Here is a 14,039-nt window from a genome sequence, read left to right as displayed (position 1 = left end):
GTATCTTTCAAACGTACTAAAAGAAGGCGCTCAATTGATAAGCATTGAAACACCTTCACTTAATTCCTCGTTATTGTAGCGTATCTATAACCTCTTCGTAATTTACAAGTGCATCTAACAGCGCCTGTTGTGACTGCCACAATTCTTCTTCTTTTTGAGTGTCTACATAAGCTGATAACTTCTCGCCTGCAAGAACTAGGTTATCCCCCATGGCCAAAGCTTTATCTTGCACTTCTTTTGGCATGTTCATAAAAGCTTGATTACGATTGGCTTGTAAGTCATCGGTTGCTTGTTCTAATTGCGCCATTTTCTCAGTTGTAAGTAACGACCCACCACCGAAACCATCAACCGTTAATGAAAGAAGTTCTTTATAATGGGAAATGGCATTTGTAAACCATGTAGTCGTTTCTTCAGCTTGTCCGGTTACAGCTTTCCCATCAACACGATACGTTTTCAAATACGTATCGTGGCCATAATCTTCATATATCATCCCGATGCTCGTTGCCTGTGCACGATCTCCCCCAGCACCTATAAACATATAAAATGGATCAGTTGTAGTTGTCAGTGTTGCAGCTAAACCTTGTTCTTTTAGATTTTTAGCAACGTCTTCTCCAGTCTCCAGTTCAGCGAACGCCCCACCTTGAACGACTTCCAATGCTAAGACTGGGAGCCCCTCACCTGCTTCTGAGAAAGCAGGAACTACTGCTCCACCTGTAGTTCCTTGGCTTGTCCCCACACCATCGCCAGTAAAAAAAGTCAATACCATAAATCCAAGACTTAGTCCAACTGCAACAGCTGAAAACAACGAGACAATTAACATCATTGGAAATTTAGGCTTTTTATTAGGATTATATGATTTCTTCTTACGTTTAAATGGAAGTTTCGGACTCTTCTCACTAAACCCATCATCCCAATATGGTGCATCATTTCGTTTTCGTTCTTCTTGTCTTTTTCCAAAATCTATGATGTTATCTGGTTGAGGAATGAGTTCAGTTTCATCATCTGCTACATCTTCTCGGGCCGCAACAATTTCATTTGAGATAACCTGGTTGGCAGATTGTTTGCTAGAGCGATCTTCATTGCTTTGCTCGTTCAGGGTCTGCTCTTTCCCATTTAATCGGACCGATATTTTATATTTCTCCTGTTCCATCTAAACCACTCCCTTCCACAATCATTTCTTTATATTTCTATTCTATTAAACATGAGTACTAGATAGAACAAGCAACTGAAATAATTATCGTATTAACTAATAGCCTTATCTAAGAAGAAACAATTGATCTAAAGGCTAGGGTACTCGAGTAGAGTTAGAAAGGCCACTGAAAAAGGTAAAAGACCTGTACCTTTTTCAGTGGCCAATAGAGATTTCACTTTCAACTTTATCCTCCAAAATTCTGATAAACAGAAAACATAGGGAGCATCGTCGCAAGTACGATTGTACCAACAACGAGCCCTAACACAACGATCATTAAAGGCTCTATTATTGAACTCATCCTTGAAGCCATTTGTTCAACTTCTTCTTCATAGAAGTCTGCTACTTTCTCAAGCATTGAATCAAGTTGTCCAGACTCTTCTCCTACCTTAATCATATGGCTTACTAGTTTTGGAAATACCCAGCTTTTGCTAAATGGCTCCGATAAGCTCTCCCCAGCACGTAATGACTCTTTTGATTCAGTCATTACTTTTTTTACCACTTCATTATTAGCAATTTCTGAGCTCATCGTTAACGTTTGTAAAACCGGAACAGAACTTGAAAACATAGAAGCCATCGTTCGCGTTACACGAGCAATAATAGTTTTTTGGGCCAATAGACCAAAAACAGGAAGCCTTAATTTGACGTAATCAAGCATATATCTCCCCTTCGGATCTCGTTGTAGCGCCACAAATCCGAGAATCAAACCAAGTACCACGAGCAAAGCAATATACCACTGATGAATAAGAAAATCAGATGCCGCCATTACTATTAACGTTGGCACCGGAATCTCCCCACCCATTGATAATAAATTATTTAATAAACTGGGTAATACCACAGTTAGCAAAATGACAACTACGACAACGGAGATGAGAGATACAGCAATAGGATACATCATAGCTGATTTCACTTTTTCGCGAACACGTCTTTCTTTTTCATAGAAAGTTGCTAAACGATCTAACACCTTTTCTAAGTCTCCACTCGTCTCCCCAGCACGAACCATATTGATAAACACCTTATCAAAGATCTTCTCGTGTTTCGTGCAAGCTTCGGAGAAAGAAGTACCTGATCTCACATCGTAATAAACCTCATCAAGTGCTTGTCTAAAAGGTTTAGAGGTTACTTGCTCTGATAAGATCTTCACAGATTCTACGATTGTTGTGCCCGCATTTAACAGGGTCGCCAACTGCCTGCAAAAAATAACAAAATCTGCATTCTTTACCGGCTTACCTATAATGATAGTAAGATCTTTGTTCCAAATAGACTCCTTTTGTTCCTTTAACTCAGCGATGTAGAGACCTTTTCGTTTCAACTCGGTTGCAGCTAAATCTACAGAATTCGCTGAGAGCTTCCCTTTTATTTCTTTCCCTGTTCTGGAGTCGATCGCCTTGTAGAGAAAAACCATTCGCTTACCTCCTCTCCATTGTTATTCATGTTTATTCCAGTTTGGTACAAATTCATCAGCAGTCTCACGTGTAACAAGACCTTTTTGCACAAGCTCACTCACGGCCATATTAATCGTTCTCATTCCACTGCTTCGACTCGTTTCTAATACCGTTAGAATCTGATGAATTTTATCACTGCGTATTAAGTTAGCAATCGCTGCATTTTGAACGAGAATTTCTAATGCTGCGATCCTCCCTTTACCATTTGCTGTTGGCAAGAGTCGTTGGGAGACAACCCCAAGAAGAGAACTAGCTAATTGCATTCTCACTTGCTGATGCTGTTCAGCTGGAAACACATCAATGATTCGATGCACCGTTTGCGAAGCTGTTTGAGTATGGAGTGTCCCGAGAACCAAATGACCTGTTTCAGCTGCTGTTATAGCCGTTCGAACAGTGTCCAAATCTCGCATTTCACCAACAAGAATTACATCAGGATCTTGACGCAAAGCAGCACGCAACCCTATCGAAAACCCTTTACTATCAAGGCCTATTTCTCGTTGATTGACGATACTCTTTTTGTGTTTATGCAAAAACTCAATTGGATCTTCCAATGTCAAAATGTGTTTGCTCATATTCTCATTAATGTAATCAATTATAGAAGCTAGAGTGGTAGATTTCCCCGAACCTGTCGGGCCCGTAACAAGTAAAATTCCTTGTGTATACTTCGCGAAGTCTTCTAGGATCGTTGGAAGACCCAGTTCTGAAATAGTAGGAACTTTCCCACTCACAACCCTGCAAACGATCCCGACAGAACCTCTTTGCCTAAACACATTAACCCTAAAACGACAAACACCTTGAATGGCATATGAGAAGTCAAGTTCACCATTTTGTTCAAATTGCTTATACTTATCTTCTGGAATAATTTGTTTAGCCATCATTAACGTTTGTTCAGGTGTTAAAATTTGTGATTCAACTTTCTTTAACTTTCCGTTGATTCGCAAATTCGGTGTTGCTCCTACTGTTATATGCAAATCCGATGCCTTATTTTGAAAAGCAAAATTTAATAATTTATCAATATCCATTAAAAGCCACCTTCTATTCCACTGTAACTCTATACACCTCATCGATTGTCGTAAGTCCTAAAGCTGCCTTTGTCAAACCATCTTCTAACATGCTATTAAAGCCTTGCTCTTTTACGTATTGGCGATACGCTGAATCAGATGATTTCTTTATAATTAATTCACGTAACTGTTCATTGATTACAATCGCCTCGTGAATCGCAAGTCGTCCTTTATAACCTGTACTATTGCAATTTGCACACCCTTTACCTTTAACAAGCTGCTTTACAGGAATCTCGTGTGATTGAAAGAGTTGCAACTGTTCTGCTGATGGATCATACGACTGAACACAACTTGGACATACCTTACGCACGAGACGTTGTGCAATTACACCCGATAAGGCCGATGCAACTAGAAACGGTTCAACTCCCATATCCATCAAACGCCCGATTGCGCTTACAGCATCATTGGTATGCAATGTACTTAAAACCAAATGCCCTGTTAATGCAGAGCGCAGTGCAATTTCAGCTGTTTCTGTATCCCGCACTTCTCCGACCATTATGATGTCAGGGTCTTGTCGCAAAATTGATCTCAGGCCCGTAGCAAATGTCATTCCTACGTTGCTATTAACATGAACCTGGTTAATTCCTTTTAATTGGTACTCGACCGGATCCTCAACCGTAATAATATTTACTTCAGGTGAGTTTAAGTTCGTCAAAGCAGAATACAACGTTGTCGATTTTCCCGAACCGGTTGGTCCTGTAACAAGAATGATCCCATATGCATTTTTAAGCATTTTAAGAAACTTCTCTTCATTATCTACCGAGAAGCCAAGACGATTAATCCCAAGTAGAACATTTGCCGTATCAAGAAGTCGCATAACAATTTTTTCACCAAAAATTGTTGGTAAAATGGAGATACGCAAGTCAATTTTATGAAGATCTAAATCCATTTTAAAGCGACCATCTTGGGGTAGTCGTCTTTCTGCAATATTTAAATCTGCTAAAATTTTCACCCTTGAAACTAGAACATTGTGCATATTTTTCGGCACCGTTCGCTCATGGCGTAGTACTCCGTCTACCCGAAAGCGAATAATCGTTTCTGTTTCTTGTGCATCGATGTGAATATCACTTGCTCCTTCATGAACAGCTTGAGAGATAAGCTGGTTCACCATCTTTGCAACTGGCGAATCATCCGATTGCTGCATTTCAAGAGTGGCCTCATCATCTTCTTTTTGGGGCGCCATATCAACGATCATTTGATCGAGTGATTTTTGCACTCCGTAGTAACGATTTATGGCCAAGCGTAATTCTTCTTTTTTTGCGATAGCTGGCTGAATTTGAAAGCCCGTGCTAAGTCTCAGATCATCTAAAGCAAAATAATCAAGTGGGTCTGCCATTGCAACCGTTAACCGACTTCCATTTCGCTCAACTGGTATTAGTTGGTATTCGCGGGCATATTCTTCACTAATAATCCCAATAATTTTTTGATCGAGTTTTACTTTATATAGGTTTATATGTGGAATCCCTAACTGGTACTCCAAGGTTTCAATAATTGTTTGCTCCGTAACCAAATTCATTGATACGAGTTGGTCACCAAGCTTGTCTCCCGTCTTTTTTTGTTCTTCGAGCGCTTCCATTAATTGATCATTGGTTATGACTCCTGAATCAACAAGTAAGTCGCCTAATCGTTTACGTTTTTGCGAAGCCATACGTCCAACTCCTTTTTTACTAAGAAAGATAACAATGAAGCTACTTCGAGTCGAATCGCACAAAGCCATTCAATGAATAAATGAATTCAAGCATGGCCCCTTGTGTTTGCCATAAGACTGCAGAATCCGGCTGATCATGATAGTGTTCGATTGAATCTTTTGCTAATGCTAAAAATGTGATCGTATCTTGCAGTTGCACAATTCTCGCTTCATCTTTTGAGTCTTCTATCGCTTGCTTCGCTATTTCTTCATATGTCTCAAAGACCTCATTGACCTTCATATACTGACTACTTGTAAGGGCAAAATTTTTGTCCGTTATCCCTCTGGATGCGATATCACTCATTATATTAATTGCATCAATGGCAACCGGCCACAAAGTCTGTTTCTCACTCTCTGGAAGTCGAACAGGCACTTTATCTACCCAAGAATAGTAATCTGAATGGATACTATATAAATAATTGCCTATTTTTTCAGCTGACGCGCGTGAATGCCCAAACCCCGTATTAATAACTAAACTCGTTAAACTTGGATCATGATCACGTACTACTGTTCGAGGGAATACCCCTTGTCCAATAAGTCTGTTTAATTGTCTATGGAAATAATAATCCGTATTATAAGCTCCTGTTTGAACAAGGTAAACAAACGTATCGTCATCTTTAACGGCTTTATCGTATGAGGCCGGCATATAGTATAATTCTAATGGAGTGACGCCTAATTCTACATTATAGCTTTCATTCGGATAAACAGGGTTTATGGAGATATTCTCTCTGTGATCGTGACCTATATCGTCTCCGGAAGGCATGTCCTCTACAGTCTCTTCCCTTGACTCGTTTCTTTCTTCCCGGCTTTCTTCTGCCTCAAGTTCCTCTTCATCATTGAAAGGCTCACCTTCATTCGTGTCTACACGCTCTCCATCAGTTGGTTCTTCGCTTACTCCCTCAGCTATTTCAATATAACGATTTAAGCGATTTACATCAAATTCATAATCTAACTCAAATTCATCTCGTTCTTCAACAAATGTAAGGAACTCCTCGCTATAATAGGCTCTCATGTTAACCGTAGCTGTTAAGCGTTCTGTCCCTACATCATTCTCACTAATTGTATAGTTATAATCTTGAATATGAATAATCCGAGGAAGATTTTCGATATCTCCAATGAATGCATCAACTTCTTCTTCTGTGCCTTCTACGTTAACAATTAGTTCAACTGAGGAAACTTGTAGCTCTTCAACCTCCTCAAGTCGCTCACCCAAAACCTCTAAAACGTCTTCAGAAAATACCGAGCCCCATTGACGCTCCTCTGCTTCATTCTGAATGATCTCAGTAGAAATACTCCTAATAAAGACTCCATTTTCAAGTTCTGTACTCTCTAAATCAGCAAGTAACTGTTCGACATTTGGCCGGATTGGAATGCTGTCTAGTAATAACCTTTCGTCTTCATTTGACAACACTTGAGGCTTCAAACTTGAAATCGCTTCTTCATAGTTCCAAATAGATGCATGAATTCTATCCAGTTCACCTTCTTGATTCTTTTGTGACGCTTGTAATGGTTTGAGTTGAAAAAAGTAGAAAAATGCTAACCCTAAAAAAGCAATAATCACAATATATAATAGTAGGTTTTGATTTCGAACAAGCCATTCCCTCATTCTCTTTCACCAACTAACGTATTAAGCATTAACGTAAACTGAGATGTATAGGCAAGGGTTCCATCGCTCTCTCTTTCCGAAACAGTCTCCACTTGTGCATCTGTTACAATTTCTTCATTTAGCAAGTGATTCAAATAAATAGCGGCATCTCCCTTAGAAGTCGTCGTCAGCCTTATTGCTAATGCTCCTTCATTATTAAACGCATATGTTTCAACGCTAGCACCTTCTGGTAAATAAAGATATATTATTTCCTTTAATGTAATGGCCCCTCTGTATATACTAGTTAAAAAGCCATCCAATTCTTGATAATAGTCAACATAGTTATATTCTGTAACACCTGAAGTCATTGCAATAAATTCAGCCTCGATTATATCGAGCTGTTCTGTTTGCGTTGCAATTTGTCCCTGTAACGTATTAATGTTACTTCGTGTATCAACATATGTGACTCCTAAAACGATCGCTCCGATCACAATCGAGGCTAATCCCATAACTGGGATTACCGGAAACCTATCTTCTCTTGCTCTTGATCGTTCTGGGAGTAAGTCAATGCTTATGTTCAAGACGATCTCTCCAATCTCCCACTACAGATTATTTCTTTTTCTTTGGCTTCTCGTTAGCGCGCATCGCTAACCCAATCGCCACACTACAGCTATCTAACAAATCGTTTGAAATGTCATATTCGAGTATCGGAGTATAATCAACCCTTGTCACTTCAGTAACCATCGTTAATCTCTCCTTAAAGAGAGGACACATTTTGCTTGCAAGATCACCGGTTACAATCACTCGATCAAATTCACTATCTCTTTCCCCTAATGAGTAACGATAAAAATTTTGAGCTTTTTGAATTTCATCAATTACAGCGTTGACATAGTGATCTTCTGCTTCATTCTTTGTCTGCTCTTTCGTAGCAGCTATTTCGCGGTCCTCTTCTAAATCAACTATATTAAAGGAAAGCACTTCCTCTTCAAGCTCTACCGGTATATCTACAGATTCCTCACTATCAATTACCATCGTTCTCGAGAAAATAATCATATCGTTTTTAAAAATATGGATATCTAGAATCTCTTCTTCTACATCAATGATCATCTCCACTCCTCTTAACCAACGAGGATGAAGATTCAATATCAATCGCTGTAGAGCCAGACCACGAATCTCGGCCGTTTGGGGTTTAAAGCCGGCATCTTCACAAGCTTCCATTAGCTCTTCAGAAATTTGTCTTGATGTTGCAAAGAAGAGGATCTCACTCCGGGGCTCGTCCTGGTTATTATTTCTTGCTAAATCCTCAACTGTAAAGTCTTCATTTTCTAAGTAAGCATTAGGACGGTTAATATTAAGCGATCCGATTTTCACAAAGTCATAAATCGGTTCATCAAATGGAAGGTGAATTGTTTCTCCAATTTGAAACTTAATGAGTTTCGCTAAATCCTTCTCTTCTAGATCTGGCAATGTATTTATCTTTCGAATTAACGTATTTTGAGTAGGAATGGCAAGATGAACTCGTTTTGAACTTTGTTTTTTATTTTCTAAAAACGTCTCGATCGCTTCAGATAACGCTTCAACTTCTACAACTGCTCCATCATCCATTATCCCTTTCGAAACCGGAGTCTCAAAAACCCCCACTAGTACAGGCAGCTGTCTATCCATTTTAATCGTAGCAAAGGTTACCTTCTTGTCACGAAAGTCCATGCCTGAATACTTATTGTTGAAGAACATTACTTACACCTCATTCTCTTTATCTTAATGTTCTATATGATACGACCTCGTACTCATAATTTTCGCCATACTCAACTGTAACATGCTCTAAATTATCCACTTTGCCACAATCAATTAGTGTACCATTAAGTAAATCACACGGTATACCATTTGCAGCACCTTCTACACTTAGATTTTGCCCGGCTGGTGGACTTTCTGGATTCCCTTTTCCTCCCATGACAAAATCTCTAGCAATGATTCCTGTATTAACAGTAAGAGTTGGAGTCCCGTTAATTCGTAAGTAATCAGCAAGTAACAAACCGTCCACAGTAACGTGACTATTCCCCGTTATCTCGACCTCATCTACTATATAAATTTCATTTTCGGGAACATTAAATGGCGCTGATAAATTTTTGCACGTTTTAATTACTAATTCGCCTATCGTAAATGGGTTAGGTGTATCTTGACAACTATTAGGTATTTGCTGAAAACCTGTATGAGGTTGCTGTCCAGAAAAATTGTAATGATACCCATATTTCTCGTGTATCAATTTGCTATATTTATCAACAACGCTATTATATTGATCGTTCGTGATCTGAATAATTTCTTCAGCAGACAACTTTACTTGTTTCGTCTCTGCATCAACATTCCCACCAATATAATTAATAGAAACCCCTTGCCCAAAGTATCTATTGATAATCTCTTTGTTAATATGCATCAAGAGTTCGCGTTCTATTTGGGGATCGTTTTGCACACTCGCAGTAATTGTCGCTTCCATTAGCTGTTCATGTACCTCTTCATTTGGTTCGCTCTGCAACTCTTCATCAGATATTACTTCAGATGAGATTGTAAACATGATTGTGTTTCCATCAATGACATATACATCATCAGTAAAGACTTTCTCTTCTGACAAATAATGCTCAAAAAAGGAAAAAAGCTCTTCTTCCCCGACATCCTGATAAATATAATCTAGAAATAAGTCAAGTCCACCTTCCAACATATAAAATTGACCTTCAATCACTTTATTTTGAACTATCGACTTTTGGCTGTACGTCGTTTGTGTTAACATCGACAGTCCAACTATGGAAAGAAAAACAATAACAAAGAGAACTAATATAAGGGCAGCCCCTTGTTCAGATTGAATGTGCTTTTTCATGTTATTCATCCTCTTCATTAAAACGATTAGTATAGATATCACTTCTTAATTCAAGGCTTTCATCAGCCTTATCAATTCTCAATACAACTTGGCCACTTTCCCCGAAACCAGGAAAGTCAAAATTCTCAATATCTGTAGAAAGAACATTTCCTCCAACACCGAGCCTCATTGTTTTATTAGCTTCTTCATAGGTTAAGAAAACATCGGAGCACTCTTCATCGCCTTCCTGATTTTGTTCACCTTTGCACAAGAACCAAATTTGAGTAGTTTCGTTCTTTTGGATCCATCCTACATCTTTATCACGCATTTTTTCCGTTATATATTCCATAATAAAACGGGCTTCTCGTTGTATCTCATTTCGTGTGGAAACATCTCGTTCAGTATTCAACGACAGTGAAACCATCATAAAAATCGGAGTGCTAATAGCCCCCATGATGACAATGATAACGAGCAATTCCACTAGTGTTATCCCTCGCTCATTATTGCTATTCATTTTTTTTCACCACCGTTACTAGCTCGATCTCATTCTTTTTTTCAACGACACCACTAGTAGGACCATGTGACACCAAGGAATCATTGCTGACCGTTACTAAAACTTCATAAAAATGATCTCTATCTGAATAACTCTTAACTTCCACATAAATGGTATAGTCGTGATTGATTTCTAAATCCCCATCGATATAAAAATCAGGTAAGGGTTCACATTCGACACCGTTCCAACAATAGCTTCCTTCGATTAACTGATGTTCGGAACTGTTCATTCTTACCTTTTCCATCACACTCTGAGCGATATAGGCATTAACCGTCTCTTGCTCTTGACTGACTGTGCGCGTAAACGTACCAGTCATGATCGTTAATAGGGGAACGAGGATGATTCCAGCGATAACAATCGCAACTAGCAATTCAACTAACGTTACACCTTTCTCATCTCTCATTCCACTAACCTCCTATAAAAAACTTGTGTACCAATACCAAATCTCAAACCCAAACAAATAAGCTACAATCGTACCAATTAAAATAAACGGTCCAAACGCAATCGGTTGCTTATGTTTAACCACCCCTAAAAGCATCAATACCCCACCGACAAGAGCACCTGCAAATGCAGCAAGCATCAGGCTCATCAACGTTAACCAAGGACCTAGCGCGACACCAATGGCTGCATAAAGCTTTATATCGCCACCACCCATGCCACCACGGCTGGCAATCGCAATAACTAGTAACAATACAAAACCAACAACCCCACCTGCTAAATAAAACCAAAACGACTCCGTGCCAATAAAGAAACGGCTAATTAGCAAAAGACCAAGCATCGGAAACGTAACTTTATCCAAAATCAACTGCTCACGAATATCTGTTAACACTGCTAATACTAGTAAAACCGTGAGTAAAAGCGCCGGAATCAATTCCCACTCTAATCCAACAAACTTATAAACAACAAACATAGATGAAGCCGTTAACAATTCCCCAAACGGATATAGAGGAGAAATCTTCACTTGGCAATAACGACATTTGCCCTTTAAGAAGAGATAACTAAAGACAGGTACAAGATCAAGAATAGACAGCTTGTGCTTGCAGTGAGGACAATGAGAAGGAGGGAATGCGACTGACTCTTTTTGTAGTAAACGAATGGCGACGACGTTGAAGAAGCTGCCGAGTATGAGGGCTATTAGGATAACGTATATGTCAATGAGCATGTCTTTCCTCCTTTTTTGGTATTATTTAAGAAAAGCTGTCGCTGAAATATAGCGACAGCTTTAATTAGTAAACTTTAATCCTCACTCAAATGTAAATCAGCATCATAGCCTGGGCAATCGTCATTCGGGAAAACTGCTTTAATTACACCATTATCATCATCTATAGCAAAAGGACTTTCACAACCTGCACCGACCGCTTCTGGAATAGCACTAATAAACGGACCACCTACATGAAGGCCTTCATTAGTTTCTTCTAATAAAAGATGAGAAGCCTCAGGAACAGTACCGTTTAAAACTTGATATCGATTAGCCGCATCAACAATAATACTAGCATTTTGTAAATTTGTGTTCGCATTCGCCTCATCCGTATTTCCCATAACCATCGGAATTACAATCGCAGCAATAATCCCCAAAATCACAACTACAACCAATAACTCAATCAGCGTTAACCCTTTTTGATTTTTCAGGCGTTCTTTAATCAATTTTCTCATTTCTCTATCCCCTTTTTCATTTTTCAAAATCATCTAAGATAGTAATAAAGACCCATAAAACCAGACTCATTTTTAACAAAATCAGCCAAATGAAAGGAATTGAGCAAACAAAAAAGCCTTTTGCATTTCAACTTACTAAAGTAGACAAAAGGCCGGTTGCACCAGTGGCTCAATACGACTTTTAGGTGCCCAGATACAAGTCGTATTTCATCGCTTCCAAGTGTGTTCATTTGTTACATTTAGTGTATTTTTTTTCGGAATTAAAGTCAATACTAATTTCCTAGATTTTGAAGCTTTCCAGAAATATCGACAATTTTCCAAATTAATCAAAAGGACTATTGATACAGCAGCAGTCCGGCTCTTCAGAAGTAAATAGTTTCACTACGAGGTTCTACTACTAAGTTATGTTTACCCACAGTCATTGCTTCCTAAACACATTATCTGTTGATCATTAGTGCTGTTTCATCTTTACTTAACAAGTATTTTCTGACCTTTGCTATAAAGTAAAGTGACCCACATACAATTAATAAGTCATTTTCATTCAGTGCATCTATTTCTGTTGCTAACGCTTGTTCCCAATTTTCTTCTATCTTCTTTTTAGCGACAGGCGCTTCCCTATATAAGTCATGGGCTTTTGCTGCACGTTCAAAGTCAAAGGTTGTAAACGTAAACTCAGCATCGAATCTAGTTAACGGCTTCAATAAATTGGCGACTTCCTTTTCCTTAGTCGCTGCCACTATAAAGCGAAACGTTTTGTCTGGATAATGTTGTTTTAACGTATTTGCTAGCGCTTCTATTCCTTCTTCGTTATGAGCTCCGTCAATAATGATAGGAGGATGGTCACTTATTTGTTCAAAGCGTCCTAGCCACGTGGCCTTTTCAAGCCCACGTTGGATATCTTGTTCTGTTACCCTATATAAATATTTATTTGTTAAAACTTGTAAAGCCTTAATTGCCACAGCTCCATTTTTCCTTTGATGTGGTCCTTGCATTTGAATGGTGACATCAAATGTTTCGTCATCTTTTTGAAGGTAAGTAAAAACTTGTTTCTGTTCATTATTAGTCACAATTCGCTCGCTAAAATCCGTACCTAATTGAAACAATTCTGCTAGCTGCTTTGTTGAGGTTTTCTGTACAACCTCTTTCGCACTTTGCTGAGAAACTCCAGATACAACTGGAATGTGTTTCTTAATGATTCCAGCCTTTTCCGTGGTAATCTCCTCAACTGTTTTGCCAAGTATATGCATATGATCAAATCCGATAGAGGTAATGACTGAAAGAATCGGATGAATTACATTGGTTGAGTCTAAACGTCCACCTAAACCAACTTCTAACAGTACAACATCTGGCTTTGCAATCGTAGCAAAATACTCAAACGCAATGGTTGTCAGCACTTCAAATTCTGTCGGACTTCCAAGGTCTGTAGTTGCTAGTTCTTCTACTAACGGGCGAATGCGATTCCCACATAAAACAAGCGACTGTTCATCAATCGGGATACCATTGATCGAAATTCGCTCTTCAAAGAACTCGATGCTAGGAGACGTAAAGGTTCCCACATTATAACCAGACTCTTCTAAGACATGCCTCATAAAACTAATCGTCGAACCTTTTCCGTTTGTCCCAGCGATATGGACAGCCTTTATTTTCTGTTCTGGATTCCCAAGACGTTCTAGTATCCATTTCATTCTCTCTAAACCGGGCTTGATGCCAAACGGCAATAACCCTTCAACCCAAGTAATGACCTCAGAACTTGTTTTCATGTACTCACTCACTCCCCTTCTATACGTTGCATACATTGTTCTATTATATCGATAATTGTCATAGTCTATCAATCATTGTTTTATGTTCATATTTTACCAATGCTACATACGCAGAAAAGACCCCAATATATTGGGGCCTCAGGCTGTTGAGAAAGTTTTCTCAACAGCCTGTTTTTTTGCGCAGACTAATCCGATTATTCAGGTAATTATAGTATAATATAGATAAGAATAATCGTGAGGTGATCCATATGTTACGTC

At 38.8% G+C, this 14,039-nt stretch carries 13 protein-coding genes and 1 riboswitch; all 13 genes read right to left on the bottom strand.

The window, feature by feature from the left end; translation table 11 throughout:
- Window positions 1–70 precede the first annotated feature (70 nt).
- Window positions 71–1,150: a hypothetical protein gene (locus AC1FXZ_RS18570; protein WP_480056438.1), complete on the bottom strand. Its 1,080-nt coding sequence runs from the start codon at window positions 1,148–1,150 to the stop codon at window positions 71–73.
- A 226-nt stretch (window positions 1,151–1,376) separates the two neighbouring features.
- Window positions 1,377–2,594, bottom strand: coding sequence for a type II secretion system F family protein (locus tag AC1FXZ_RS18565; RefSeq protein WP_480056436.1), 1,218 nt, complete (start codon window positions 2,592–2,594; stop codon window positions 1,377–1,379).
- A 21-nt stretch (window positions 2,595–2,615) separates the two neighbouring features.
- Entirely contained in the window at window positions 2,616–3,656 is a 1,041-nt protein-coding gene (locus tag AC1FXZ_RS18560; RefSeq protein ID WP_480056434.1) for a type IV pilus twitching motility protein PilT, read from the bottom strand.
- Window positions 3,657–3,669: 13 nt separating this feature from the next.
- A complete protein-coding gene (locus AC1FXZ_RS18555) occupies window positions 3,670–5,343 on the bottom strand; it encodes a GspE/PulE family protein (RefSeq protein ID WP_480056432.1) in 1,674 nt (557 codons plus the stop codon).
- A 40-nt stretch (window positions 5,344–5,383) separates the two neighbouring features.
- Window positions 5,384–6,988 carry a hypothetical protein gene (locus AC1FXZ_RS18550; RefSeq protein WP_480056430.1) on the bottom strand — a complete coding sequence of 535 codons (1,605 nt, stop codon included), beginning with the start codon at window positions 6,986–6,988 and terminating at the stop codon, window positions 5,384–5,386.
- A complete protein-coding gene (locus tag AC1FXZ_RS18545; RefSeq protein WP_480056428.1) occupies window positions 6,985–7,548 on the bottom strand; it encodes a hypothetical protein in 564 nt (187 codons plus the stop codon). Before AC1FXZ_RS18545 ends, AC1FXZ_RS18550 begins: the two co-directional genes overlap by 4 nt.
- 28 nt (window positions 7,549–7,576) lie before the next feature.
- Complete coding sequence (gene pilM / locus AC1FXZ_RS18540; RefSeq protein WP_480056426.1) at window positions 7,577–8,701, bottom strand: type IV pilus biogenesis protein PilM; 1,125 nt, start codon at window positions 8,699–8,701, stop codon at window positions 7,577–7,579.
- Window positions 8,702–8,720: 19 nt separating this feature from the next.
- Complete coding sequence (locus tag AC1FXZ_RS18535; protein ID WP_480056424.1) at window positions 8,721–9,836, bottom strand: hypothetical protein; 1,116 nt, start codon at window positions 9,834–9,836, stop codon at window positions 8,721–8,723.
- 1 nt (window position 9,837) lies between these two features.
- On the bottom strand, window positions 9,838–10,329 hold the full coding sequence (locus AC1FXZ_RS18530; protein WP_480056423.1) for a PilW family protein: 492 nt from the start codon (window positions 10,327–10,329) through the stop codon (window positions 9,838–9,840).
- Window positions 10,322–10,771: a type IV pilus modification PilV family protein gene (locus AC1FXZ_RS18525; RefSeq protein WP_480056421.1), complete on the bottom strand. Its 450-nt coding sequence runs from the start codon at window positions 10,769–10,771 to the stop codon at window positions 10,322–10,324. The genes AC1FXZ_RS18530 and AC1FXZ_RS18525 overlap by 8 nt, the downstream gene beginning before the upstream one ends.
- A gap of 12 nt (window positions 10,772–10,783) precedes the next feature.
- Window positions 10,784–11,530: a prepilin peptidase gene (locus tag AC1FXZ_RS18520; RefSeq protein WP_480056419.1), complete on the bottom strand. Its 747-nt coding sequence runs from the start codon at window positions 11,528–11,530 to the stop codon at window positions 10,784–10,786.
- A gap of 74 nt (window positions 11,531–11,604) precedes the next feature.
- Window positions 11,605–12,021, bottom strand: a complete 417-nt coding sequence (locus AC1FXZ_RS18515) for a type II secretion system protein (RefSeq protein WP_480056417.1) — start codon at window positions 12,019–12,021, stop codon at window positions 11,605–11,607.
- Window positions 12,022–12,162: 141 nt separating this feature from the next.
- A riboswitch (cyclic di-GMP riboswitch) is annotated at window positions 12,163–12,248 on the bottom strand.
- A 210-nt stretch (window positions 12,249–12,458) separates the two neighbouring features.
- On the bottom strand, window positions 12,459–13,781 hold the full coding sequence (locus AC1FXZ_RS18510; RefSeq protein WP_480056415.1) for a bifunctional folylpolyglutamate synthase/dihydrofolate synthase: 1,323 nt from the start codon (window positions 13,779–13,781) through the stop codon (window positions 12,459–12,461).
- Window positions 13,782–14,039 lie beyond the last annotated feature (258 nt).

This window comes from Halalkalibacter sp. HAAS-P014 (genome assembly GCF_056619965.1).
This window is presented reverse-complemented; position numbering and strand designations above follow the sequence as displayed.